Genomic DNA, 1,407 nt, shown 5'->3' with positions numbered 1-1,407 from the left:
ACAACCAGGAGGTTGGCTTAGAAGCAGCCATCCTTGAAAGAGTGCGTAATAGCTCACTGGTCAAGTGATTCTGCGCCGATAATGTAGCGGGGCTGAAGTGCGCCGCCGAAGCCGTGGGGCCGGCACGTTGGTGTCGGTTGGTAGGGGAGCGTCGTGCGTTCGGTGAAGCCGCCGGGTGACCGTGTGGTGGAGGGCGTGCGAGTGAGAATGCAGGCATGAGTAGCGATACCGGAGTGGGAAACTCCGGCGCCGATTGACTAAGGGTTCCTGGGGCAGGTTGATCCGCCCAGGGTGAGTCTGGACCTAAGGCGAGGCCGACAGGCGTAGTCGATGGATGACGGGTTGATATTCCCGTACCCGTGCGCGTGCGCCCGTGTCGATAGCCCTGATGCTGACCATGCATGCCCGTCTTCGTGCCTTCGGGTGCGGGGGTGGTGGTGTGCCTGGGACCCGAGGGGTGTGTAGGCAAGTGATGGGGTGACGCAGTGGGGTAGCTCTACCCGGCGGTGGTTGTCCGGGGGTAAGCGTGTAGCCCGGGGTGGTGGTAAATCCCTGCCCTGTTACAGGGGTGAGGCGTGATGCCGAGCCGTTTCGGCGAAGTGAGTGATCCCGTGCTGTCGAGAAAAGCCTCTAGCGAGTGCGTGTGCGGCCAGTACCCGAAACCGACGCAGGTGGTCAGGTAGAGTATACCGAGGCGTTCGGGTGATCCGTGGTTAAGGAACTCGGCAAATTGTCCCCGTAACTTTGGGAGAAGGGGAGCCCTGTCCGGTGATCAGGTTTTCCCTGTGAGCGGGGCGGGGTCGCAGATACCAGGGGAAAGCGACTGTTTATTAAAAACACAGGTCCGTGCGAAGTCGTAAGACGCTGTATACGGACTGACGCCTGCCCGGTGCTGGAACGTTAAGAGGACCGGTTAGCGCTTGTGCGTGAGGCTGGGAATCTAAGCGCCAGTAAACGGCGGTGGTAACTATAACCATCCTAAGGTAGCGAAATTCCTTGTCGGGTAAGTTCCGACCTGCACGAATGGCGTAACGACTTCCCCACTGTCTCAACCATGGGCCCGGTGAAATTGCACTACGAGTAAAGATGCTCGTTTCGCGCAGCAGGACGGAAAGACCCCGGGACCTTCACTATAGCTTGACATTGGTGTTTGGGATGGTTTGTGTAGGATAGGTGGGAGCCGGTGAAGCCGCCACGCCAGTGGTGGTGGAGGCGTTGGTGAAATACCACTCTGGCTGTTTCGGGCATCTAACCTCGGGCCGTGATCCGGTCTGGGGACAGTGTCTGGTGGGTAGTTTAACTGGGGCGGTTGCCTCCTAAAGGGTAACGGAGGCGCCCAAAGGTTCCCTCGGCCTGGTTGGCAATCAGGTGGTGAGTGTAAGTGCACAAGGGAGCTTGACTGTGAGA

The 1,407-nt window shown here is 59.1% G+C and carries 1 rRNA gene; it reads left to right on the top strand.

What is annotated here, in order from left to right:
• Positions 1-1,407: ribosomal RNA gene (locus D452_RS0122765) — 23S ribosomal RNA — on the top strand; the annotation flags it as partial.

The sequence above is a fragment of the Nocardiopsis prasina DSM 43845 genome (genome assembly GCF_000341265.1).
Lineage (GTDB): Bacteria > Actinomycetota > Actinomycetes > Streptosporangiales > Streptosporangiaceae > Nocardiopsis > Nocardiopsis prasina.
The sequence above is the reverse complement of the archived record's forward strand: the minus strand, read 5'-3'. Positions and strand labels throughout refer to the sequence as shown.